This window comes from Cognatiluteimonas profundi (assembly GCF_009792795.1).
In the GTDB taxonomy this organism is placed as follows: domain Bacteria; phylum Pseudomonadota; class Gammaproteobacteria; order Xanthomonadales; family Xanthomonadaceae; genus Cognatiluteimonas; species Cognatiluteimonas profundi.
Genome location: NZ_VKHQ01000003.1, coordinates 339,915 through 363,966, shown reverse-complemented (window position 1 = coordinate 363,966; position 24,052 = coordinate 339,915). Strand labels below are relative to the sequence as shown.

Here is a 24,052-nt window from a genome sequence, read left to right as displayed (position 1 = left end):
ATGGCCCGCTCGCCCAGTCGCATCCGGATCGCGCCGGGCGCTGGTTGACGCAGCGGCGTGGTGGTTCACAGGGAGGTGGCGGATGCAGCCGGTGATCACGCAGATGCGGAATTTCCCCACCGATCGGGAATTCGCGCCGGTCAGCGTCGTGATTCCCTGCTATCGCTGCGCGCACACCGTTGGCGACGCCATCGCATCCGTTGCCGCCCAGACCCTGCTGCCAGCCGAGGTGTTGCTGGTCGACGACGGCAGCGGTCCGCAGACGCGCATGGCGATCCGGCGTGCCGCAAGCAGCCATCCCGACGGCTGGATCAAGGTGATCCGCCGGCGGCGGAACGGTGGCCCTTCATGCGCGCGAAACACCGGATGGCAGGCAGCAAGATGCCGGTTCATCGCCTTCCTCGATGCCGATGACATCTGGTGCCGGAGCAAGCTGGAACTGCAGATGGCCGTACTGCATGCAGACCCCCGCATCGCGCTGATATCGCATTGCGTGGAGGTCCGGCAGCGCTCCTTCCCGCGCGATGCCCCGCTGACATTCCCATTGCTGGCGCGGATCCTGCCCAAGGAGTTGTTCCTGTTGCACAACCCGATCCAGACCCTGTCCGTGGTGCTGCGGAGGGACCTTCCGTTTCGATTCAGCGAATCGTTGCGGAGGTCGGAGGATTTCCTGCTGTGGAGCGAGATCGCATTCGCCGGTCATCGTTGCGCGAAGATCAACCAGGTCCTGGGCGTCGCCCATGAACATCCGCGCGGCGCCGGTGAGTCGAGCACGGATGTCCGCGCCAGGCATCGGGCGGGGCGCGAATCCAGGCGCGAGCTCTATCGCCGTGGCTGCATCAGCCTTGCCGAATACGGCCTCGCCAGGTCCAGCCTCGAGTGTCGCCTGGCGCGGCACCGGCTGGTGACGCTGGGTCGTCGCATCGTCGGCGTTCGCCGGCCGCGGGCATCCTGATGAGCGTCCAGCTCGCTGCCTTCCAGTCTCCCACGCAGGTTGCGCGGTCGACGGCCGAAAACGCCGTGGCTGCCTTCCTGCTGCTGGCCGTTGCTGCCTTTGCCACCTGGCTGGTGGCGACGCGGCCACTGGAGATCGGCACGGATACGAAGATCTATGCCGACTTCTATGCCGGCGTGATGCAGCAGCCGCTCGAAACGCGGCTGGAGCCGGGCTTCGTCGCCATCACTCTTTTCCTCAAGAAGATGGGAGTCGGTCTTGTCGGCTACCAGGCTGCGCTGTTCACGCTGCTGCTGGCGACGGTCGTCGTCTCGACCCGGGAGTACTACCGTTACATGGGGGCTGCCTGCAGGTACGTGACGTTCCTGGGCGCGTCGCTGATGTTCCTCCTGCTGTCGCCGATCTTCGTCAACGCCTCGATCAACGCCATACGACAGGGCCTGTCCGCCTTGCTGGTCTTCACTGCGCTGATGGCCTTCCAGAGGCGCGAGTGGTGGCGCTTCCTGCTGATCGGCACCGCGGCCTCGATGCTGCATTATTCGGCGCTTCTCTACATCGCCTTCGCGCCTGCGTTGTTCCTGCGGCCCCGGCAGCTGGCCGGCGTGGCGGCCATCGCATTGCTGCTGTACTGCTCGGGCACGACGATGTACCTGGTGAAGTCGCTGTCGCCGCAGCTCTACACGATCGTGATGGAGTACGCGCAGAACCATTACTTCAGCCCAGGCGTGCGGGTGGATTTCGCGATGTTCTCGATCGCGTGGTACGTGTTGCCGTTCGCACTGGCGCCCATGATCGAGGCACCGTACCGGGACGGCATCAAGCGCAGTACATCGGTCTACCTGGTGATGCTGCTGCCGTTCTTCATGTTCGGCTGGGGTTACTTCTCCAACCGCTACCTGTTGCCGGCCTGGCAAGCCGCCTCCTTGATGCTGGCGGCCGTCCTTTGCCACAGCCGCATGCCCCTGTTGCGCAGTGCGCCGGTGATCCAGTGCGGACTGATCATGGCCTGCGGCGTTTTCTACTATTACATCAGCAAGGGCATCGTGATCTGAGCGGTCCGATGGCCGCCGGTGGACCGGCGCAGGCGCGATGCAAGGGTGGCGGAGAGAGTGGGATTCGAACCCACGGTGGTATCGCTACCACGGCGGTTTTCAAGACCGCTGCCTTAAACCACTCGGCCATCTCTCCGGCGACCGGCCATTCTAGCGGAGGCCGTGCGGATCAGCTTGCGGTCGGGGGTGCCTGCCGACTACGCTCCATTCGGGTACATGAACGGAGGTGACAAGGATGATCATCCGCGTTTTCGTGGTCGATGACCACGCGTTGGTGCGCGCAGGGATGCGCATGATTCTGTCGGGGGAAGTCGACATCGAGGTGGTGGGCGAGGCGGACTGTGGCGAGGATGCATTGCCGCAGATCCGCAAGCTCAAGCCCGATGTCGTGTTGTGCGACCTGCATCTGCCTGGTGTGAGCGGCCTGGAATTGACCGAACGCATCCTCAAGGGCGACCACGGCACGCGCGTCATCGTGGTGTCGGTGCTGGAGGATGGGCCGATGCCCAAGCGCCTGCTCGAGATCGGGGCGTCGGGTTACGTGGGGAAGGGCGGCGATGCCAGCGAGTTGTTGCGGGCGGTGCGCGATGTCGCCCGTGGCAAGCGCTATCTCGCCAGCAGCGTGGCGCAGAACCTGGCCTTGTACGGTATCGACGGCGACGCGTCGCCATTCGATGCGTTGTCGCCACGGGAGCTGGAAGTCGCGATGCTGCTGACGCAGGGATTGCGCCAGGAAGACATCGCCAAGCGACTGAGCTTGAGCGCCAAGACGGTCAACACGCACAAGACGCGATTGTTCGAGAAGCTTGGCATCCACGACACCATCGCGCTGGCCAGGCTGGCCGGCCAATACGGTGTCGCCGATCCTGCAAACGCCCTGTAGGCGTTGATCCGGCCCCGGGCTGACCCGGGGCTGGATGTCTTGCGCAACCGGATGCCCGGTTGCGCGATGCGGTCAGGCGTTCCGCCTGTCTTCGCCTTCCGCGATATCCGTCGACTCGGCCTCATGCGCGATCGCATTGGCGGCGGCATCGGCCGGATTCGATTCCGGTGGCGGGGTGGCATTGACGAGATCGAACAGGCCAGGCGCGGCGGGCGATTCGTCGGCAGCCGTCGCCGTTTCGGTCATGCCGATCGCAGCGCTCTGCGCGACGTCCATCGTTGCCGGCTCCAGCAGGAACGGTTCGACAACGGCGGCCGGTTCCACCGGGTAGCCGGCGATGTCGGCGACGTCACGATCCACCGGCGCAGGCGCGGTGACAGGCGTCGACTCCATGTCCGGCTCGGTCGGCGCCGCGGGTGGCTGCATCTGGCTGTGAATCGCGATCGGGGCGACGGGTGCCTGCTCGACACGCTCGACATGCTCGACATGCTCGACCGCGCTTGGCGTGCTGGCGATGCCCGCATCCGTCTCCACGAGTTCGCCGATCACGACAGGCGCTGCCACGGCTTCCGACATGGCGAGGTGGGGTGCGGCTGCACCGTCGTCATCGTCGAAATCGAATTCCGGCTGCGAACGATGGGCGGCGGCGACATCGTTTCCGACCTCGTCATGTTCCATGCCCGTCGTCTCGCCAGCAGCGGTGCCTTCGGCTCCACGACGACGGCGGCGGCCGCCACGACGACCGCGACGTCGACGTCCACCTTCACCAGCTGTTTCCTGGCCGGCATCCGTACCGGGTGCGGTCGCGCCTTGCATGCCTGCGTCACTGGCCTGGATGTCGCTCACTGCCAGCGCCCCCTCGGGCGACGTCATGCTTGCGGGCTCCACGCCATCGACAACGACCAGCGGCACCCGGGGCTCGGTTGCCATCGGCTCGCGCGGTTCGCGTGGCTCGCGTGGCGGACGTGGAGCCCGCGGTTGCGCGGGCTGGCGCGTGTCGTCCTGTGCCTTGGCCTGCTGCTGCCGCGGCTCACCGGATTTCTGTGGCTGCCGCTGCTGCTTCTGCTGTGGTTCGCCACGGCTGCGATCGCCCTGCTTGCCGTCGGCGGGACGCGCCTCGGGTGCCTTGGCTTCCTGCGGCCTGTTCGTGGCGTTGGCGGGAGCACGATTGCCACGTGGCTCGTCACGGCGTTGCTCGTCGCGTCGCTGGCCATCGCGGGCCGGCTTGCCGCGACCATCGCGGCGCTGCGCGTTGCGATCGTTGCGGCCGCCACGTCCGTCCGCCGAACGCGCGGGCGCGGGTGCGGGAGTGGACGATGGTGCCGGCTGCGTGCCGCGGAAGAAGCGGAGGATGCGCTCGACCATGCCGACGGAATGTGTCGGCGCGGGCGTGGCTGGCATCGCCTGGACAACCTGCGCCGGCGCTTCTTCCTCGCGCGGTTCGCGCACGGGAGCCGGTTGCGCCGGCCGCACCTGCGTGACCGCCGCGGCAACCGGCACGTTGAGGTTGGCGCGCGTCAGGGCGATGGTCGCAAGCTTGCGCGGCGTGCCGCGCTGGTAGCTCGGGCGTGCGGCTTCCTCGCCCAGTTCGTTCTCGCGCAGGCGGGTGACTTCGTAGTGCGGCGTCTCGAGCTGGTCGTCGGCCACGATCACGATCGGCGCTTCATGGCGCTGTTCGATCTCGCCCAGGGCGCGACGCTTTTCGTTGAGCAGGTAGTTGGCGATCTCGACCGGCACCTGCACCAGCACCTGCCCGGTGTTTTCCTTCATCGCATGCTCTTCGGCCACGCGCAGGATGGAGAGCGACAGGGACTCGATGCTGCGCATGCGGCCGTGGCCTTCGCAGCGCGGGCAGATCAGCTGGCTGGATTCACCCAATGACGGACGCAGGCGCTGGCGCGACATCTCCAGCAGGCCGAACTTCGAGATGCGGCCAAGCTGCACGCGGGCGCGGTCGAAGCGCAGCGCGTTCTGCAGCTTGTTCTCCACGTCGCGCTGGTGCTTGCTGGAGGACATGTCGATGAAGTCGATCACCACCAGGCCGCCGAGATCGCGCAGGCGCATCTGGCGGGCGACTTCCTCGGCCGCTTCAAGGTTGGTGTTGAAGGCGGTTTCCTCGATGTCGCCGCCCTTGGTCGCACGGGCGGAGTTGACGTCGATCGCGGTCAGCGCTTCGGTCTGGTCGATCACCAGTGCGCCGCCGGAGGGCAGGCGCACGTTGCGCTCGTACGCGTTCTCGATCTGCGATTCGATCTGGAAGCGGTTGAAGAGCGGGGTGTCGTCGGTGTAGTGCTTGAGCTTGCGCATGTTGTGCGGCATCACCTGCTGCACGAACTCCTGCGCTTCGGCATACATCTCGGGCGTGTCGACGAGGATCTCGCCGACATCGGCGCGCATGTAGTCGCGCAGGGCGCGGATGATCAGGCGCGATTCCTGGTAGATCAGGAACGGTGCCGGCTTGGTCAACGCGGCATCGGCGATCGCCTTCCAGACGCTGAGCAGGTAATCCAGGTCCCACTGCAGTTCTTCGGCATCGCGGCCGACGCCGGCGGTGCGGATGATCACCCCCATGTCATCGGGGATGGCCAGGCGGTCCATGGCTTCCTTCAACGCGGCGCGGTCATCGCCCTCGATCCGGCGCGAGACGCCGCCGGCGGTGGGCGAGTTGGGCATCAGCACCATGTAGCGGCCGGCCAGCGAGATGAACGTCGTCAGCGCGGCGCCCTTGTTGCCGCGCTCGTCCTTGTCGACCTGCATGACGACTTCCTGGCCCTCGCGCAGGAGTTCGCGGATCGTCGCCTTGTTGGGGTCGACGCCGGCCTGGAAGTAGTCGCGGGAGATTTCCTTCAGCGGCAGGAAGCCGTGGCGCTCACCGCCGTATTCGACGAAGGCGGCTTCGAGCGATGGCTCGAGCCGGGTGATGCGGCCCTTGTAGATGTTGGATTTTTTCTGCTCTTTCGACGGTTGCTCGATGTCGATGTCGTACAGCGTCTGTCCATCAACGATCGCGACGCGCAGTTCTTCTGCCTGCGTCGCATTGATCAGCATGCGTTTCATGTTGCGTCCTCACGCGCTTTCGCTCGCGACGACGCCGGGGGCGTTCGCCTCTGGATACCGCAAGCAGCACGGCTGGTAAATCCTTCGCAGGTGGCATGCCACACTGCGTGCGCCGGTGCTGCTTCAAGTGTTCCAGCGCTTCGACACCACGGCGGGCCGCGGGAGCGCTTGTCTCGTTTCAGTGTTGCCGGGCCGGCGTCGCGCATGCTCGATGCAAGTTGCCTCGGAGCAGGGCGCAGCGCACGGGTCATGTTCAGCGCCGATGTCTGACACACCGGGCGATCGCCGGGATTGCCGAACAGCCGCTAACATGGCCGCCCCGGGGGCGGTGGTCGCGCACTGTCGGATATCGCTCGGGGCCCGGCTTCTGGCCGGATTGCCTCCGATGTCGAAACACCAGGAGGCAACTCCCTGCGAAATCAAACCCTTACCTCGCCCGCCGAGTGTAGCAGATCAGGCCCCGAATGACCCATTCAGACGCTCCAGACGCTCCAGACGCCCCCGATGGCTCGATGCCGCTCCAGGGCGAGCGCAAGGACTCGCGCACCGTCCGCATCGCCGAGGACCGGGACGGCCAGCGGATCGACAATTTCCTGCTCGGCTACCTCAAGGGCGCGCCGCGAAGCCTGGTCTACAAGCTGCTGCGGTCCGGCCAGGTCCGGGTCAACGGCGGCCGGGTCAAGGCCGAGCGCAAGCTCGAGGCCGGGGACATGGTCCGCATCCCGCCGGTCCGGCTGGAGGAACCCGCCGACAAGGGGACACCGGCAAAGGGGCTGCTCGAGGCGATGGAGGCGAGCATCGTCTTCGAGGACGCGCGCCTGCTGGCGATCAACAAGCCCGCTGGCGTGGCCAGCCACGGCGGCAGCGGGATCTCGTTCGGCGCCATCGAGACGCTGCGTGCGCTGCGCCCGCGCGAATCCCTCGAGCTGGTCCATCGGCTGGACCGCGACACGTCGGGCCTGCTGCTGGTGGCGCGCAAGCGCTCGGCGCTGACCGAGCTGCAGGCCCTCATGCGCGAGGATGGCGGCCGCGCTGGCGGCATCCGCAAGCGTTACCTGGCCTTGCTGACCGGGCGAATGCCCGACGGCGTGATGTCGGTGGACGCCCCGCTGCATGTCGGCTTGCGGCAGGGCGGGGAGCGCCATGTCCAGGTCCACCAGGGCGGCAAGGCTGCGATGAGCCACTTCAAGGTGCTCGAACGCCGTGGCGGACAGTCGTATTGCGAGGTGCGCATCGAGACCGGGCGCACGCACCAGATCCGCGTGCACGCCCGGCACATCGACCACCCCGTTGCCGGCGACGACAAGTACGGCGACGAGGCGGCGAACAAACGCCTTCGCGAGCACGCCGGGTTGAAGCGGATGTTCCTGCATGCCTCGACGCTGGAGTTCGCGCTGGATGGCGGCAAGGCGCCTTACCTGCTCAACGCGCCGTTGCCGGCCGAACTGGTCGATGTCCTGGACCGGCTCGCCTAGCGGCAGCCACGACTGATTCCGTCGCCGCCCAGGGAATGCATCGGGCTCAGCTTTGCCTGGTGGTCCGGCGCCGGTCGAGGCTCCCGGTCGCCGTGAACGACTCCCTGGACGCGGCGTCGAGCAGGGCATCCGCCTGCTCCAAGCTCAATGGATGGTGCAGCAGGTAGCCCTGCAGGCTTTCGCAGCCCAGCCGCAGCAGGAGTTCGCGTTGGGCCTCGGTTTCCACGCCTTCGGCGACCACGTTCATCCTGAAGTTGCGTGCCAGCGCGATGATCGTGCGGATGATGGGCGCCTCTTCCTGTCCCGGGATCGATTCGCCGCGGATCTCGCGCACGAAGGACTGATCGATCTTCAGCGTGGTCACCGGCAGCTTGTGCAGGTAGCTCAGCGATGAGTAGCCCGTGCCGAAATCGTCGATGGCGATGCCGACCCCGAGCTTGCGCAGCTCGAACAGGTTCGCCGATGTTTCCGTGACGTTCTGCAGCAGCAGGCTTTCGGTGATTTCCAGTTCCAGGGCTTCGGGCTCCAGGCGCGTGTCGCGCAATGCCCGGCGCACGGTGTCCACCCAATCCGTGCGCCTGAACTGCGCCGCGGACACATTGACTGCGATCCGCAATTCCGAATGTCCGGCACGGCGCCATGCAGCCGCCTGGGCACAGGCCTCCCGCAGCGCCCACTCTCCCATCTGGACGATGAGGCCGCAGTCTTCCGCCAGCGGGATGAAGCGCGCCGGGGACACCATGCCGAGCTCCGGGTGGCGCCAGCGCATGAGCGCCTCGAATCCCCGGATCTCGCCCATGGCACCGCACTGGGGTTGGTAGCACAGGCTCAGCTGCCCCAGCGCCATCGCGTGGCGTAGCTGGCCTTCCAGGGCCATGCGGTCGCGGGCGCGGGCGTTCATTTCCGAAGCGAACCACTGGAAATTGTCCCGACCCACGTCCTTGGCGCGATACATCGCGACGTCGGCGTTGACCATCAATGTCTCGCCGTCCAGGCCATCGTCGGGATACATGCTGATTCCCAGCGAGATGCTGGTGAACAGTTCGCGTCCTTCGACGTGGAAGGGGTCGCGCATCGTCTCGATGAGCTTCTCCGCCACCTGCATGGCGTCTTGCGCGTCCCTGAGGCCGGTCAGCACCACCGTGAATTCGTCCCCTCCCAGGCGGGCCAGCGTGTCGGTCTTGCGGACACAGCCCTGGAGCCGGGTGGCGACCTGGCAGAGCAGGGCATCGCCGGACGAATGGCCGAGGGTGTCGTTGATGTGCTTGAAACGGTCCAGGTCCATGTAGAGGACGGCCACTTGTTGACGTTCCCGCCCGGCCTGGACGACGGCCTGGCCCAGGCGATCCTGGAACAGCAAACGGTTGGGCAAGCCGGTCAGGGCATCGTGTTGGGCCTGGTGCGACAGCTGGTCGGTCAGTTGCCGATGCTCGATCGCCACCGCCGCCAGTCGCGCGGCCATCTCCATGAAACCGAGGTCCCGCTCGCTCGGCGAGCTTGGCTGGTCGTGGTAGATCGCCAGCGATCCCAGCACGCCGTCCTGGTTGGAGGGGATCGGCATGGACCAGCAAGCGCGCAACCCGTGCGGCAGCGCCAACTCCCGATAGCCGTCCCACAAGGGGTCGATGGCGATATCCGGGGTGATGACGGTTTCGCGCCGGAAACACGCTGTGCCGCACGAGCCCGCCGCGGGGCCGATGGGCAGCCCCTCCAGCGCGTTGGAATATTCCGGTGGCAAGTGTGGCGACGCGCCGGCCGTCAGGTGGCCATCCTTCAGCAGCAGGATGGAGCAGCGTGCCCGCGGCATCTGCATCTCGAGCATGGTGACGATGTGCGACAGGATCCCGGGCAAAGGCTGGTTCTGCGCCACCTGCTCCAGGATCAGGCTGCGGTTGCGCTCCAGCGATTCCTCCATCTTGCGGCGCGTGATGTCCAGGCTGGCCCCGGTCATGCCCCTGGCACGCCCCGAGTCGTCGACGAGGACTTCGCTCTGGTCCTGGATGGTGCGGACCTCACCGTCCGGCCGGATGATCCTCGCCTCGTAGCTGCGCGGTTTCAGGTCCTTGAGCGCCTGCGCGACAAGCGTCTCGACGAAAGCGCGATCATCGGGATGGATGCGGCCCAGGAAATCCTCGTAGCTGGGCAGGTGTGACGCCGGGTCCACGCCGAAGATGCGGCACAGCTCGTCGGACCAGCTCAGTGAGAGGCTCGAGAGATCCCAGTTCCAGCTACCCAGATGGGCCAGCCGTTGTGCCTCTTCGAGCCGGGACTCGCTCAGGTGGAGCGCTTCCTCGGCGTGCTTGCGGTCGGTGAAATCGACAAGCGTGCCCTGGATGACTTCGGGCTCTCCCTGCTCGTTGCGGATCAGGTTGACCGTCTCCATGCCCCACAGTTCGCGTCCGTCCTTGCGTCGCAGGCGGGCAACGAAGTTGATGAGCGCGCCGCGCGCGCGAAGTTCGGACAGGTAGCTGTCGCGGTCCTCCTGCTCGAAGTACAACGACGTGCTGTTCGTGCCCAGGATCTCGGCCCTGGACCCGTAACCCAGCATCTGCGCGAAGGCGTCGTTGCAATCGATGATCAGGCCATCGGGCAGCGTGCGGAATACGCCAGCGAGGTTCTGCTCGAACAGCAGTCGGAACCGCGCCTCGGATGCGCGCAGCGCCTCCTCCGACTGCTTGCGCACGATCGCAGCGGCGACCTGGCCGGAGACGAAGTCGAGCAGGGCCTTGTGTTTCTCGGTATAGCGCACCTTTCCCGAATAGCTCTGCACGACAAGTGCGCCGATCGTCTTCGACTGCGACTTGAGCGGAACGCCAAGCCAGTCCATCGAGTCGGTACCGACGACGGCCAGCTCCTCATGCGAGCCGGCCCGCGGGGTTTCCGGCGTGAACAGCAGCGCCTCCCCAAGCCGGATGACGCGGCCGGCGAGGGTGCCGTCGTCGAGTCCTTGCGGTGCGGGAGCACCGTCGTGCTCATCGACGTAATAGGGAAACGTCAGCTCGTCCTTGCGCTCGTCGTAGAGGGCGACGAAGAAATTCTCCGCCGGCAGCAACTCGCCGATGATCGCGTGGATGCTGCGGAACAATTCCGGCAGCGTGGAGGCCGTCTGTGCGGCCTCGGAAATATGATGCAGCGCGGCCTGGGTCTGTTCGCCCACCTTGCGTTCGGTCATGTCGACCATTGCCCCGATCATCCGGATCGGCCTGCCCTGCGCATCGTGGACGACATAGCCCCGATCGAGCACATGGGCGAAGCTGCCATCGCCCTTGCGGAACCGGTATTCGTCCGACCAGAACGTGCCGCCGCTGTCGACGACATGCCTCAGGCCGGACATGACCCTGGTCACGTCGTCCCGGTGGACGTTGTGCTGCCACCAGTCCAGTTGGGACGGGATCTCGTCGGCGTGGTATCCGAACTGGTTCTGGATGGAATCGTTCCACTGCAGCGTGTCGCTGATGAGATCCCAGTCCCAGATGGCATCCTGGGTGGCGCGCTGCACCAGCTGGTGCAACTCGTTCTGCCTGCGGATGGTCTCCTCGGCCGCGACCCGGTCGCTGACGTCATGGCCGATGAAACACAACCTCGGGTTGCCTTCGGCAGTGCGGCCGATGAGGGACACGACCATCGCAAGGCATGATGGCTTTCCGTGCCACGCGCCGCGCAATTCAAAACGCTGCGGAAAGCCCGTTGATTCGGCTTCCCGGAACTTCGACAGCCATGTCGCGTGTTCGTCTTCCTTCATCCCGGCGTCGCGCGCGCTGAGGTTGACCACCTCGGCCGCCGTGCGGTGGTACCTGCTGGCTGTTGCCTCGTTGACCGAGACGGCGATGATGTCGCCGCCGGGGGTCAGCTCGACCACGCCCATCATCAGCGGCGCCCCGTCGTAGAAAGCCCGCAGTGTCCTGTCGCGGTCTTCCAGCGCCATGTCCATGCGTCGGCGCTCGGTCACGTCCTCCTCGATGATGACGAAGCTGTCGATATGCCCCGCAGCATCGCGGACGGGCGAGATCTTCGAATGTCTCCAGCAGGGCTCGCCGTTTTTCTTCGTGGCCCGCGACTCCCGCTCCCATACCTTGCCGGCGGTGATGGTGTCCCAAAGCTGCTGATGTTCGGCGGGCGCCATGTCCTGCGCATGGAGCAGGCGCAGATGCTCGCCCGTGACCTCCCCGGAGGTGTAGCCGGTGATCTCGGTGAACTTGGGATTGACGTACTCGATGCGCCCCTGTCGATCGGCGATGGAGATTGCGACCGGACTCTGCTCGACGGCCCTGGATACCTTGCGCAACGTATCTTCGGCCTGCTTGCGCCTGGATTCGCCTGCGAGGTGGTCCAGCGCAAACGAGGTGTCGGCGGCTGCCTTGACCAGCAGTTCGATTTCCTGTGGACCGAAGAAATCGATCTCCGTGGCGTATCCGGCGAGCGCGCCGCAGACGCGACCATCCATGCTGATCGGGAATACGCCAATGGAGCGGAAACCGCAGCGCGCCGCGGCATCGTGCCAGGGCCTGGTGATGGGCGATTGCAGGAAGTCGTTGACCACGCACAGCGTGCCTTCGCGAATGGCCGTGCCGACCGGCCCGCGGCCCTCGGGAGTGTCGTCGCTGCGAACCGAGATGCCGGCGAGGTAATGGTCGGTATCGCCGTACTGGCTGGCCACGCTCACGGTGCAGGTGGCAGGATCGTTCCACCCGATCCACGCCATCTTGAACTTGCCGAACGTCACCAGTGCTTCGCAGATTTCCGCGAACAGTTGTTCCCGGGTGGTGACCCGGACGATGGCCTGGTTGATCTGGCTGAGTGCCGCGTAGAGCTGGCTGATCCGCAGCATGGGCTGCGGCTGCTCGGCAGGGGCGGTGATGTCGTTCATCACGAGCCGGAGCATATCCCGCCGCACGGGTTTTTGCTGGCACGGAAAGGAAGCCCGATCAGGGCCGGATGGATTGGCCCCGACCAGCCGATTGCTGCGTTGCGGAGCCGTTGAGCACGAACTCAGCGCGTGTCGTCGACCAGCACCCCAGCCTTGGCTGCGCAGATGAAATCGTTTTCGCTGAGCCCGCCGACATCGTGGGTGGAGTAGCGCACGACGCAACGGTCGTAGTGCACGCTCAGGTCCGGATGGTGGTCTTCCCGATTCGCCATCCAGGCCAGCGCGTTGACGAAGGCGATCGTCTGGTAATAGTCGGGAAAGGTGAATGTCCTGCTCAGTGCGTGGCCGTCCTCGACGCATTGCCAGCCAGGGACCTGCGGAAGCAGCTCACGCACGCGCGCCTCGGTCAGGCGGTGGTCGATTCCCTTGCGCGCGATGCAATGCGCCTGGGACAGCGGGATCAGGTCGTTCATGCGGATCCTCCTGGTGGGGCGGGGTTTTCGGATGAATGCAGGCAACCGGCCGAAGGGCGGTCGCCGGCTTCGCCGACGATCCGTGGGGCGCAGATCGATAGAATAGCGGCATGATCGATATCTCCGAGTCAGCGCAGGCGCATTTCCACAAGCTCATCGAGCGCGAAGGCTTGCCCGGCATGGGCGTCCGCCTCACGGCGATGCATCCGGGTACGCCCAAGGCCGACGTGCGGCTGGAGTTCGCAGAACCGGCGGACCTGCTCGGCGACGAGTGGGCCGTCGACTGCGAGGGCTTCACCCTCTGGGTCGACGCGGCCAGCGTGACCTACCTGGACGGGGCGCAGATCGACTACACCCAGCAGGCCACTGGTGGCCAGTTGCAGATCCGCGCTCCGGGGATCAAGGGGCAGGTGCCGACCGCGTCGGCATCGCTGGTCGAGCGCGTGCGCTGGATCGTCGAGCATGAGATCAACCCGCAGCTCGCGACCCATCGTGGCCACGTCGCGGTGGAAGAGGTGACGGCGGATGGCGTCGTGGTCCTGCGCTTTGGCGGCGGTTGCCACGGTTGCGGCATGGCTGACGTCACCCTCAAGCAGGGAATCGAAAAGACGCTGCTGACCAAGGTTGCCGGCGTCACCGCCGTCCGCGATGCCACTGACCATGGCACCGGCGAGGCACCCTACATGCCGCGCGACACGGCCTGAGCGACCCCGCCAGCAGCGGGTCGGACCCCATGTTCTCTGCGGCTGAGCTCATCGATGTCGTGATCGGTCGCGGGCGTTCGCGGCATTGGCTTCGTGCCGGCGAGCCGGTGCCTGCGGGCGAATTTCCCCCGGCGTGGCAGGCCTGGTTCGCGCGGATGGGCGAGCACCTGGGCGCCATCACGGGCGCGACGGCGGAGGCGATCATCGCCGTCCTCATGCGGCGGGAGTTGTCGCGGCCGCCGCGCCGGGCCGGCGAACTCAATCGCTGGCAGGCGTTCGCCACGCTGTGGCGCCAGCAATGGATGCCGCCCGAGCGAGAAGAACGCCATGTGCGCTGGACGGCGGCGGCGCTGACATTGATCGCCCATCTCATCCTGGTTGCCATCCTGTTGTGGCTGGCGTCCGTCCGTTTCATGGTGACCTCGGCGCCGCAGGGCGAAGAAGTCGTGCAGGTCGAGTATGTCGGTCAGGGCACGCCGGAGGAGACCGGCGGCGGTGCGCCCAAGGCTGGCGCCGCCGAACCGGCGACGGTTGCTGCGCCGCAAACGCCATCGCCGCGTCCGCCACGCAAAGCCGTGGTTCGGGAACCGGCTGCGGCGCAGGCCGCCGCAACCCAACCCGAGGCGAGCAGCCCCGCCGCCCCCGTTGCTGAAATCAAGCCTGCTCCGACTCCGCCGCAGCCGCTCCAGGTCAGCCAGGTGCCCGTGCCTGATCGCAGGTTCTCGCTCCCGCCGCCGACGCCGCGGGCCGTCGAGTTGCCAAAGGCGCAGATTGCGGAGCCGGCGCTGCAGGTACCAATCCGCGACATCGAACTGGCCAGGCAACCGTCGCCGAGTCCAGCGCCGGTGCCAACGCCGCCTGTCCCGGCGGCCGTGGCCCCGACCACGGCGCCGCCGAAAGTCGTCGTCGAACCGGCCGTGCCATCGCCACTGGCCGTGACGCCGCCGACAACACAGCCGCCCGCGCCGTCGCCATCTCCGCCCGCGGCGTCAACGACAACCACTGCGATCGCACCGCCGCGGCCGGCCACTGGCACGGCGCCTGCAAGCACGTCATCGGTCGTCGGCGGCAAGCCGGCGGCGACTGCCAGTGCGCAGTCGAGCCAGGCTGCCATCGGCGCTGGCGCCACGAGCACGCCGAAGCCGGGGGCGCAGCCGACACCACTGCGTGCGGACGACTGGGGTGCTTCAGCGCGCAACCGGCCTGGTGGCAATACCGGCACGCAACCGGGCTTGTTCAATGCCGACGGCAGCCCGCGCCTGTCCGCGGGCACCGCGCAACCTGGAGGCGGTTTTCCGCCTGGCAGCGATCACTGGACCCACGAGCAGTTCGATCGCGCCGGGACGTGGTTGAGGCGCCCACCGAACGATTACACGCCGACGCGATTCGACAAGGTCTGGGTTCCCAGCGAAACGCTGCTCGAGGAGTGGGTGCGCAGGAACGTCCGCACGGTGTCCATCCCGATACCCGGGACATCCAAGAAGCTCGAGTGCAAGGTGTCGTTGTTGCAGTTGGGCGGCGGTTGCACGATCAGCGATCCCAACATGAACGACCAGGAAGCCACGGCGCGACCGCCCCCGGACATTCCGTTCAAGCCCGACCTGCAGGAAGACCAGCGGAGCCTGCGCAAACCGGGCTCCCCATGAACGACCGGCCCGCGATGCGGGCCGGTGGTGATGCGATTGCGGGACGCGTGGCTCGGCTTATTCGAGCCCGCTCATGTCGCGCAGATGCGTCGGCTGCGTGCTGAAGTACGCGGCGACATCGGAGATCTGCTGGTCGGTGAGGACCTTGGCCTGCGCCGCCATCAGGGCGTTCTCGCGATCGCCGGCGCGGTACATCTGCAGCGAGTGCGCGATGTAGTCGTGGTACTGGCCGCCGAGCTTGGGATAGGTGGGGTCGATCGGCGCATTGCCGCCGGGTCCATGGCAATCGACGCAGGCCTGGCCGGTTTCGGCGTTCTTGGTGGTGGCCAGTTTCTGGCCGGCATCGGCATGGCCGGGCGGCAATCCGGCAGAGGAGGTCGAGTGGCCTTCGGTCCGGTCGGCCGACGAATGGGCAGCCGGGGTTTCGCCAGCGGGTGTGCAGCCGGCGATCATCGATCCGCCGGCAAGCAGGGCGGCGATGAGGGCAAGTGGGCGCAGCGGCAGGCAGTGGGTCTTCGTCATTGGAATCGGGCTCACTTCAGGCTGGAGATGTAGGCAGCGATATCGGCGATATCCTGGGCCGAAAAGCTGCTTGCCTGCGCCTGCATGGTCGGATGCTTGCGCTTGCCCTGCTTGTATTCCGTCAGGGCATTGACGAGGTACTGCGACGCCTGGCCGCCAATCCGCGGCACGTGGTAATTCGGGTAGGCGTTCTTGTAGCCGGTGACGCCGTGGCAACCCTGGCAGGTGTAGGTCAGTTCCTTGCCACGCGTCGCATCGCCGGCGAGCGCCGCAGGCGCGGCCGGGGTGGTTGCGGCGGCAGGAGCAGCAACGGATGTGGCCGCTGCGGGTTCCTGGGCCAGCACGTTGCCGGCGAGGAGGATCAGGAATGGGGCGAGCAACAACGGTCGGATCATCGGTTTGTCCGCGGTCGGAAGGCGAGGAAATGCTGGATGGACATCGTCCGTGCGCCAGCACGATGCACAAGCGCGCAAGTATAGCGACCTCGTCCGTGCAACCCAATGCGGATGGTCAGCCTGCCGCCATGCATGTCACAGCCGAAGCGCACCATGACCAATGGCGCATTCGAGGTTCGCGCGCTGGGTGATATACATATCTACAACACCAGACAACAGGTTCCCGACATGCGCGTTTCCCGCCCGATTCCACCCGCCACGCGGTCGCGTGCCCCAGCCGCCCTGGTGGTTGCGCTGCTGCTGGTCGGAACCCTCTCGCTGGGCGCCTGCAAGCGCGGAGGCGAGGGCGAGGCCAACGCCAAGGACGGGGCCAGCAAAGGCCCCGAGGCAGTCCCGGTCGAGGTCGCCATGGCCACCCGCCGCCCGATCGCGGCCAGCTACAGCGGCACGGCGCCGCTGGATGCCCGCGGGGAATCGCAGGTCGTCGCCAAGACATCCGGCGTCGCCCTGAGCGTGCTCGCGCAGGAAGGCCAGCAGGTGCGTGCCGGGCAGGTACTGGTCCGCCTGGATTCGGCGCGTGCCGCCCTGCAGGCCGCGCAGTCGTCGGCGCAGATGCGCAAGCTCGAAAGCAATTACGCCCGTGCGCGCCAACTCTCCGACCAGCGCCTGATCAGTGCCAACGACATCGACCAGATCAAGTACGACCTTGAGAACGCGCGTGCCGCCAACCGGCTGGCCAACCTCGAGCTCTCCTACGCAAACGTCACCGCGCCGATCTCCGGCGTGATCGCGCAACGGTCGATCAAGCCGGGCAACTTCGTGCAGATCAATACGCCGATCTTCCGCATCGTCGACACGTCCAGGCTCGAGGCGACATTGAATGTCCCCGAGCGCGAACTCGAGGTGCTCAAGGCGGGCTTGCCGGTCAAGCTCCAGGTCGACTCGTTGCCGGGCAAGACATTCACCGGCAGCGTCGATCGCGTCGCACCGGTGGTCGATTCGGGCAGCGGCACGTTTCGCGTGATCTGCGCGTTCGCTGGCGGCGGCCTGCTGCAACCCGGCATGTTCGGACGGATGCAGATCGATTACGACCAGCGCATGAACGCATTGGTCGTGCCGCGTGCCGCGCTGCTGGACGATGCGACCGATCCCGCCGTGTTCGCGATCGTGGGCGGCAAGGCGCAGCGCGTCCCGCTCAAATTGGGTTACACCGATGGCGCCTGGGCCGAAGTCCGCAGTGGCCTGAAGGAAGGCGACAAGGTGGTCGTCGCCGGCAAGACCGCACTGCGTGACGGCACCGTCGTGCAGGTCCTGGATGACGTCAATGCGCCGGCAAAGCGCGTGACGGCCAAAGCCCCGTCCAAGCCCAAACAATAAGAAGAAGACCGACGTGATGCCTTCCTCCAGCGGTCCGTCCTTCAATCTCGTCGAATTCGCCACCCGCCGTCGCGTGACGGTGGCGATGATGACGATCACGCTCGTGCTGTTCGGTCTGATTGCCCTGCGCAGCCTCAAGGTCAACCTGCTGCCGGACCTGAGCTATCCGACGCTGACCGTGCGGACGGAGTACACGGGCGCGGCGCCGACGGAGATCGAGACGCTCATCACCCAACCGGTGGAGGAAGCCGTCGGCGTGGTGAAGGGGCTGCGCAAGCTCAAGTCGGTGTCGCGCACCGGACAGAGCGACGTCGTGCTCGAGTTCGCCTGGGGCACGGACATGGACCAGGCCAGCCTGGACGTGCGCGACAAAATGGAGGTCGTGCAACTGCCGCTGGAGGCGAAGCCGCCGGTGCTGCTGCGATTCAACCCGTCGACGCAGCCGATCATGCGATTGGCGTTGACGCCGAAAACGGCATCCGATCCCATCCGCGCGCTCACCGAGCTGCGGCGGTACGCCGACGACGATCTCAAGAAGAAACTTGAACCGGTCGCTGGCGTCGCCGCGGTCAAGGTCGGAGGTGGCCTGGAGGATGAGATCCAGGTCGACATCGACCAGCAGAAGCTGGCGCAGCTGAACCTGCCGATCGCGACCGTGATCGACCGGCTGAAGCAGGAAAACATCAACGTGTCGGGCGGTCGGCTCGAGGAGGGGACGCAGCGCTACCTCGTGCGGACCGTCAACCAGTTCGCCAGCGTCGATGAAATCGCGAACATGCTGGTGACCACGCAGGCGGCCGGCGGTGGCGCGGCACAGAGCGCCGCCGAGCAGATGGCGCGCGTGGCAGCGGCCACCGGCGACGCCAGTGCGATGGCGGCCGCGGCCTCGGTCCAGAGCGCCTCGTCCTCCTCGTCGAGCATCGCCGATGGCATGCCGGTGCGGCTGAGGGACGTCGCGACGATCCGCCAGGGCTACAAGGAGCGCGAGGCGATCATCCGCCTGGCCGGGAAGGAAGCGGTCGAGCTGGCGATCTACAAGGAAGGCGACGCGAACACCGTGGCGACCGCGGACGCGATCGGCAAACGCCTGGAACAGATCAAGGACCAGATTCCATCGGACATGGAGCTGACGACGATCGATGACCAGTCGCAGTTCATCCGCAATGCGATCCGAGACGTGAAGGTCGACGCGATCATCGGTGGGATGCTCGCGATCCTGATCATCTTCCTGTTCCTGCGCGATGGCTGGAGCACCTTCGTTGTCGGGCTGTCGCTGCCGGTGTCGATCATCGCGACGTTCTTCTTCATGGGCCGGTTCGGCCTCAGCCTCAATGTCATGTCGCTGGGCGGCCTCGCGCTGGCGACCGGACTGGTGGTCGACGACTCGATCGTCGTGCTGGAGTCGATCGCCAAGGCACGCGAACGCGGGCTGGGCATCCTGGATGCCGCGATCGCCGGCACCCGCGAGGTCAGCATGGCGGTCGTGGCGTCCACGCTGACGACGATCGCGGTATTCCTTCCGCTGGTGTTCGTGCAAGGCATCGCTGGCCAACTGTTCCGCGACCAGGCGTTGACGGTCGCGCTGGCGATCGGCATCTCGCTCGTGGTCGCGATGACGCTGATCCCGATGTTGAGTTCGCTCAAGGGACGTCCGCCGCTGGCATTCCCCGAAGAGCCGCCACATCCGAAATGGCAGCCGACCTCCCGCCTGCAGAAGCCGTTGGCGGCCGTGGAGCACGGCATGGGTGCTGGCGTGCGCGGTGGATTCTTCGGCATCGCCTGGCTGGTGGTACGGAGCTGGCGTGGCCTGTGCGCCGTGGTCGGTCCGGTCATGCGCAAGGCGAGCGACCTGGCCATGGCACCGTACGGACGCGCCGAGCGCGCATACATGAAATTGTTGCCGGCAGCGCTCGGCAAGCGTGGCCTGGTCCTCGGAACCGCAGCCGCCGCCTTTGCGCTGACGCTGCTGATGGTGCCGTTCCTCGGCGCCGACCTGATCCCGCAACTGGCGCAGGACCGTTTCGACATGACGGTGAAGTTGCCGCCTGGGACGCCCTTGCGTGAAACCGACGCGCTGGTTCGCCAACTGCAGGGCGCCCATGCGAAGGACGACGGCATCCGCGTGCTGTATGGCGTCAGTGGCAGCGGCACCCGCCTGGATGCGAATCCAACCGAGAGTGGCGAGAACATCGGCAGGGTCAGCGTGATCATGGCCGATGGCGGCAGCAAGGCGGTGGAGGCGCGGGAAACCGAGAGCCTGCGTCGGAGCATGCAGGCGCATCGCAATGCGCAGGTCGATTTCAGCCGGCCCGAGCTGTTCAGTTTTTCCGCGCCGCTGGAAATAGAAATCACCGGCCAGGACCTCGCTTCGATCGAGCACGCCGGCCGGCGGCTGGCGACGCTGCTGCGCGGCAACTCGCACTACGCCGACGTCAAGTCGACCGTCGAGCAGGGCTTCCCCGAGATCCAGATCCGCTTCGACCAGGAGCGCGCGGCGGCCCTGGGCATGACTACGCGCCAGATCGCCGACGTGGTCGTCAGCAAGGTCCGCGGTGACGTGGCCACCGAATACAGCTATCGCGACCGAAAGATCGACGTGCTGGTACGTGCCCGCCAATCCGATCGTGCATCCGTCGACAACATCCGCCACCTCATCGTCAACCCGGGCAACAGCCGCCCGGTGACGCTGGACGCCGTCGCCGACGTCGTCGCCACGACCGGGCCAAGCGAAATCCATCGTGCCGACCAGGTTCGCGTGGCCGTGGTTTCGGCCAACCTGCGGGGTATCGACCTGGGTGGCGCCGTGCAGGAAGTGCGCGACATGGTCGCCGCGCATCCCCTGGGAACCGACACCGGCATGCATATTGGCGGGCAGGGCGAGGAACTGTCCGACTCGGTGAAGTCGCTGCTGTTCGCGTTCGGCCTGGCGATCTTCCTGGTCTACCTGGTGATGGCTTCCCAGTTCGAATCGCTGCTGCATCCCTTCGTGATCCTGTTCACCATCCCGTTGGCGATGGTTGGCGCGGTCCTGGCCCTGTTCCTGACAGGCTCCACGGTGTCGGTGGTGGTCTTCATTGGCCTGATCCTGCTCGTTGGTCTTGTTGTCAAGAACGCAATCATCCTGATCGACAAGGTCAACCAGTTGCGCGAGCAGGGCGTCGCCAAGCGCGAGGCGTTGGTGGAGGGCGCGCGGTCTCGCCTGCGCCCGATCATCATGACAACGCTATGTACGCTCTTCGGGTTCCTGCCGCTGGCGATCGCCACCGGCGAAGGCGCCGAAGTGCGCTCGCCCATGGCGATCACTGTGATTGGCGGGCTGCTGATGTCGACGCTGCTGACGCTCGTCGTGATCCCGGTGGTCTACGACCTGCTGGACAAGCGCGCCGACGCTTATTACCGCGAACGCGGGCGCCGTGCGCGCCGCGAGAACGCGGAAGTGGAGGCAGGCATCCATGGCGAACAGTCGCCCCTGACCGACGCAGGCCAGCCATGAGCCGGCCGCTTGCAGGCGCCGGTTCCGGAGCGCGCGCATGACGATCGCCGAGCTGAGCATCAAGCGCCCGGTCACGACGGTCATGTTCTTCGTGTCGTTGTTCGTGATCGGCTTGATCGCGGCGTTCCGCCTGCCACTGGAAGCGTTCCCGTCGGTGACGCCGCCGCTGATCTTCGTGCAGTTGCCGTATACGGGGTCGACGCCCGAGGAAGTCGAGCGTACGGTGCTGCGGCCGGTCGAAGAAGCGCTGGCGACGATGTCAGGGGTCAAGCGCACCGAGGGGACGGCGCGTGCCAACGGCGCGGATTTCATGGTGGTCTTCAGCGACTGGAGCCGCAATGTCGCCATCGCCGCCTCCGACGCGCGCGAACGCATCGATGCGATCCGCGCCGAATTGCCCGAGGCGTTGCAGCGCTACGTCGTGCAGAAGATCGATACCGCCGACCAGCCCGTGCTGCGCGTGCGCCTGGCCAGCCAGACCCAGGACCTGCAGGGTGCCTACGACCTGATCGACCGGGAATTCAAGCGTCCCCTGGAGCGGCTTCCGGGCGTAGCCAAGGTCGAGGTATCGGGCGCGACGCCCAATGAAGTCGAGATCGCCATCGCCCCCGATCGCCTGACCGCGAATGGCATCAACCTCAACGACCTGACCAGGACCCTGCAGGCGGTGAATTTCTCGGTGTCCGCCGGAGAGATCGACGACGGTGGACAACGGCTGCGCGTCGAGCCGGTCGGCGAGTTGACCGACCTGCAGCAACTGCGGGACCTGGTGATCGGCAGCAATGGCACTCGCCTGGGCGACATTGCCGACGTGCGCCTCAAGCCTGCGCGCATGGATTACGGTCGTCGGCTGGATGGCCGCCCCGCGGTTGGCCTGGACATCTTCAAGGAGCGCGACGCGAACCTCGTCGACGTGTCCAGCCGCGCGCTGAAGATGGTACAGGCGATCCAGAAGGATCCAGCCTTCAGCGGCGTGCAGGTCAAGGTGATCGACAACAGCGGCGAGAACGTCACGAGCTCCCTGACAAGCCTGGCCGAGGCCGGCGGCATCGGCCTGGTGCTGTCCATCGCCGTGCTGTTTTTCTTCCTGCGCCACTGGCCGTCGACCTTGATGGTGACCCTGGCGATTCCGATCTGTTTCGTGATGACGCTGGGCTTCATGTACTTCGTCGGCGTCACCCTGAACATCCTGACCATGATGGGCTTGCTGCTGGCGGTGGGCATGCTGGTGGACAACGCCGTGGTGGTGGTCGAGAGCATTTACCAGGAACGCGAGAAGAATCCCGGACAGCCGCGACTGGCCTCGATCCTGGGCACCCGGCATGTCGCCATCGCATTGTCCGCCGGCACCTTGTGCCACTGCATCGTGTTCGTTCCCAACCTGTTCGGCGAGCGCAACTTCCTGGCGATCTACCTGTCGCAGATCGCCATCACGATCTCGGTCTCGCTGCTGGCCTCGTGGCTGGTTGCGGTAAGCCTCATCCCGATGATTTCGGCGCGGCTGAAAACCCCGCCGACCGTCGCCAACCAGGCGTCGTCGAAAGGACTGATCCCGCGCCTGCAACGCCGTTACGCTTCGTTGTTGCGCTGGACGCTGGAGCACCGTGGCAAGTCGGTCCTGGGCATCGTCCTGATCATCGCGGTCAGCATCGTCCCGGTGATGCTGACCAAGAAGAACATGTTCGGCGGCGACGGCGGCGAGCAGGCCTACGTCAGTTACCAGTGGAACGGCAGTTACACCAAGGAGCAGATGTCGGACGAGGTGCTGCGCGTCGAGCGATTCCTGGACGCGAACCGGAAGAAATTCCACGTCAAGCAGATCTACTCGTATTACAGCGAGCAGGGCGACGCCAATACGGTCGTGACGTTCGACAGCAAGGACGCCAAGGTGACCAAGCCGATCAGCGACCAGATCAGCAAGGCCCTGCCGAAGTCCGCGCGCGCCCAGATCACCCTGGGCAACGGTGGCGGCGACAGCGGTCCGGGCCAGAACGTGGAGGTGCAGCTGGTCGGCGACTCCACCCGGACCCTGACCGACCTTGCGAACGACATCGTTCCGATCCTCGCGCGGCGAAAGGAGCTACGCGATGTCCGCCTCGACGCGGGCGACCGCAACAGCGAATTGACGGTGCGGGTCGACCGCGAACGGGCGGCCGCGTTCGGATTCAGCGTGCAGGACGTCTCGCGCTTCGTGGAACTCGCGCTGAGGGGCGCTCCGCTGCGCGAATTCCGCCGCGGCGAAACCGAAGTGCCGGTCTGGGTGCGTTTCGCCGGCGCCGAGAAGTTCGGAATGAACCAGATCAATTCCTTCACCGTCCGCGCGCCGGACGGCCGGTCCGTGCCGCTGGCGTCGATGGTGGACGTCAGCATGGTGCCGGCGGCGAGCGAGATCAAACGCGTCAATCGCCAGACCGCCGTCAAGATCGTCGCCAGGCTCCCCGACAAGGTGACGATGCCTGACGCGCGCAAGGCGATGGAGGACACGCTGAAGAGCATCGAGTTCCCTGCCGGATACAGCTACACGTTTGAAGGCAGCGCGTTCCAGGACGACGGAGAAGCCACGTCGCAGATGATGTTCAACCTGCTGATCGCGCTGGTCATGATCTACATCGTGATGGCGGCCGTCTTCGAGTCGCTGCTGTTCCCCGCCGCGATCATGAGTGGCGTCCTGTTCTCGGTGTTCGGGGTCTTCTGGCTGTTCTGGCTCACCGGCACCGAGTTCAACATCATGGCCTTCATCGGCATCCTGGTGCTGATGGGCGTGGTGGTGAACAACGGCATCGTCATGATCGAGCACATCAACAACCTGCGCCGCCGCGGACTGTCGCGCACGGATGCACTGGTCGAAGGTAGTCGCGAACGCCTGCGTCCGATCATGATGACGATGGGCACGGCGATCCTCGCCATGGTCCCGATCGCGTTGTCCACCAGCGACAGCGGGCAGAACATGCCAGCGTATTACCCGATGGCGCGCGCGATCGCGGGTGGGCTGGCGTTCTCGACGGTCGTGAGCCTGCTGTTCCTGCCGACGATCTACGCGATCCTCGACGACATGCGCCATGGCACGTCACGACTCATCGCGCGGGCACGGCGCAGGCGAGGCGAGGGCGGCATGCCGGCGGCAACGGTGGCTGCCATCGCCGCGGAGTGAAC

Annotated in this window: 13 protein-coding genes, 1 tRNA gene and 1 pseudogene; 9 read left to right on the top strand and 6 right to left on the bottom strand. The window is 66.2% G+C overall.

Translation table 11 applies throughout. The features are described from left to right. Nucleotides 1–82: 82 nt before the first annotated feature. Together GST15_RS03615 and GST15_RS03610 are read left to right on the top strand one after the other, a co-directional pair. Nucleotides 83–955, top strand: coding sequence for a glycosyltransferase family 2 protein (locus GST15_RS03615; RefSeq protein WP_159015886.1), 873 nt, complete (start codon nucleotides 83–85; stop codon nucleotides 953–955). Then, nucleotides 955–2,007: an EpsG family protein gene (locus GST15_RS03610; protein WP_159015885.1), complete on the top strand. Its 1,053-nt coding sequence runs from the start codon at nucleotides 955–957 to the stop codon at nucleotides 2,005–2,007. Before GST15_RS03615 ends, GST15_RS03610 begins: the two co-directional genes overlap by 1 nt. Before the next feature lie 46 nt (nucleotides 2,008–2,053). On the opposite strand, the gene GST15_RS03605 is transcribed toward GST15_RS03610, so the two are convergent. After that, a tRNA-Ser gene (locus tag GST15_RS03605) sits at nucleotides 2,054–2,143 on the bottom strand. 99 nt (nucleotides 2,144–2,242) lie between these two features. Between GST15_RS03605 and GST15_RS03600 the strand changes: the two genes are divergently transcribed. Continuing rightward, nucleotides 2,243–2,890, top strand: a complete 648-nt coding sequence (locus GST15_RS03600; protein ID WP_159015884.1) for a response regulator — start codon at nucleotides 2,243–2,245, stop codon at nucleotides 2,888–2,890. Nucleotides 2,891–2,962: 72 nt separating this feature from the next. Here the strand turns inward: GST15_RS03600 and GST15_RS03595 are convergent, their stop codons facing one another. Further along, a complete protein-coding gene (locus GST15_RS03595; protein WP_159015883.1) occupies nucleotides 2,963–5,947 on the bottom strand; it encodes an Rne/Rng family ribonuclease in 2,985 nt (994 codons plus the stop codon). Between the two features lie 512 nt (nucleotides 5,948–6,459). Between GST15_RS03595 and GST15_RS03590 the strand changes: the two genes are divergently transcribed. After that, a complete protein-coding gene (locus tag GST15_RS03590; RefSeq protein ID WP_159015882.1) occupies nucleotides 6,460–7,422 on the top strand; it encodes an RluA family pseudouridine synthase in 963 nt (320 codons plus the stop codon). A gap of 46 nt (nucleotides 7,423–7,468) precedes the next feature. Here GST15_RS03590 and GST15_RS03585 read toward each other — a convergent pair whose 3' ends face one another. Together GST15_RS03585 and GST15_RS03580 are read right to left on the bottom strand one after the other, a co-directional pair. Beyond that, the gene (locus GST15_RS03585) at nucleotides 7,469–12,289 is read right to left on the bottom strand and encodes an EAL domain-containing protein (protein ID WP_159015881.1); all 4,821 of its coding nucleotides are present in this window, start codon (nucleotides 12,287–12,289) and stop codon (nucleotides 7,469–7,471) included. Nucleotides 12,290–12,411: 122 nt separating this feature from the next. After that, nucleotides 12,412–12,762, bottom strand: coding sequence for a 4a-hydroxytetrahydrobiopterin dehydratase (locus GST15_RS03580; protein ID WP_159015880.1), 351 nt, complete (start codon nucleotides 12,760–12,762; stop codon nucleotides 12,412–12,414). A gap of 110 nt (nucleotides 12,763–12,872) precedes the next feature. Between GST15_RS03580 and GST15_RS03575 the strand changes: the two genes are divergently transcribed. Further along, nucleotides 12,873–13,466, top strand: coding sequence for an NfuA family Fe-S biogenesis protein (locus GST15_RS03575; protein ID WP_159015879.1), 594 nt, complete (start codon nucleotides 12,873–12,875; stop codon nucleotides 13,464–13,466). Nucleotides 13,467–14,863: 1,397 nt separating this feature from the next. Continuing rightward, a pseudogene (locus tag GST15_RS12955) lies at nucleotides 14,864–15,112 on the top strand (transmembrane repetitive protein); the annotation flags it as partial. A 57-nt stretch (nucleotides 15,113–15,169) separates the two neighbouring features. On the opposite strand, the gene GST15_RS03565 reads toward GST15_RS12955, so the two are convergent. Together GST15_RS03565 and GST15_RS03560 are read right to left on the bottom strand one after the other, a co-directional pair. Next, on the bottom strand, nucleotides 15,170–15,634 hold the full coding sequence (locus tag GST15_RS03565; RefSeq protein ID WP_233263039.1) for a c-type cytochrome: 465 nt from the start codon (nucleotides 15,632–15,634) through the stop codon (nucleotides 15,170–15,172). 11 nt (nucleotides 15,635–15,645) lie between these two features. Next, entirely contained in the window at nucleotides 15,646–16,026 is a 381-nt protein-coding gene (locus GST15_RS03560; protein WP_425482204.1) for a c-type cytochrome, read from the bottom strand. Nucleotides 16,027–16,257: 231 nt separating this feature from the next. Between GST15_RS03560 and GST15_RS03555 the strand changes: the two genes are divergently transcribed. Genes GST15_RS03555 through GST15_RS03545 form a run of 3 tightly spaced genes read left to right on the top strand, consistent with a single transcriptional unit; the run spans nucleotide 16,258 to nucleotide 24,050 of the window. Next, nucleotides 16,258–17,406 (top strand): efflux RND transporter periplasmic adaptor subunit, encoded by a 1,149-nt coding sequence (locus tag GST15_RS03555; protein ID WP_159016432.1) that lies wholly within the window; start codon nucleotides 16,258–16,260, stop codon nucleotides 17,404–17,406. A 16-nt stretch (nucleotides 17,407–17,422) separates the two neighbouring features. After that, a complete protein-coding gene (locus GST15_RS03550) occupies nucleotides 17,423–20,899 on the top strand; it encodes an efflux RND transporter permease subunit (protein ID WP_159016431.1) in 3,477 nt (1,158 codons plus the stop codon). Nucleotides 20,900–20,936: 37 nt separating this feature from the next. Next, a complete protein-coding gene (locus tag GST15_RS03545) occupies nucleotides 20,937–24,050 on the top strand; it encodes an efflux RND transporter permease subunit (protein WP_159015876.1) in 3,114 nt (1,037 codons plus the stop codon). Nucleotides 24,051–24,052 lie beyond the last annotated feature (2 nt).

Coding starts and splice junctions, on each gene's coding strand:
- GST15_RS03595 (WP_159015883.1), bottom strand. CDS start 5,947: ATGAAACGCATGCTGATCAATGCGACGCAGGCAGAAGAACTGCGCGTC.
- GST15_RS03610 (WP_159015885.1), top strand. CDS start 955: ATGAGCGTCCAGCTCGCTGCCTTCCAGTCTCCCACGCAGGTTGCGCGG.
- GST15_RS03580 (WP_159015880.1), bottom strand. CDS start 12,762: ATGAACGACCTGATCCCGCTGTCCCAGGCGCATTGCATCGCGCGCAAG.
- GST15_RS03545 (WP_159015876.1), top strand. CDS start 20,937: ATGACGATCGCCGAGCTGAGCATCAAGCGCCCGGTCACGACGGTCATG.
- GST15_RS03600 (WP_159015884.1), top strand. CDS start 2,243: ATGATCATCCGCGTTTTCGTGGTCGATGACCACGCGTTGGTGCGCGCA.
- GST15_RS03555 (WP_159016432.1), top strand. CDS start 16,258: ATGCGCGTTTCCCGCCCGATTCCACCCGCCACGCGGTCGCGTGCCCCA.
- GST15_RS03590 (WP_159015882.1), top strand. CDS start 6,460: ATGCCGCTCCAGGGCGAGCGCAAGGACTCGCGCACCGTCCGCATCGCC.
- GST15_RS03575 (WP_159015879.1), top strand. CDS start 12,873: ATGATCGATATCTCCGAGTCAGCGCAGGCGCATTTCCACAAGCTCATC.
- GST15_RS03615 (WP_159015886.1), top strand. CDS start 83: ATGCAGCCGGTGATCACGCAGATGCGGAATTTCCCCACCGATCGGGAA.
- GST15_RS03585 (WP_159015881.1), bottom strand. CDS start 12,289: ATGAACGACATCACCGCCCCTGCCGAGCAGCCGCAGCCCATGCTGCGG.
- GST15_RS03565 (WP_233263039.1), bottom strand. CDS start 15,634: ATGACGAAGACCCACTGCCTGCCGCTGCGCCCACTTGCCCTCATCGCC.
- GST15_RS03550 (WP_159016431.1), top strand. CDS start 17,423: ATGCCTTCCTCCAGCGGTCCGTCCTTCAATCTCGTCGAATTCGCCACC.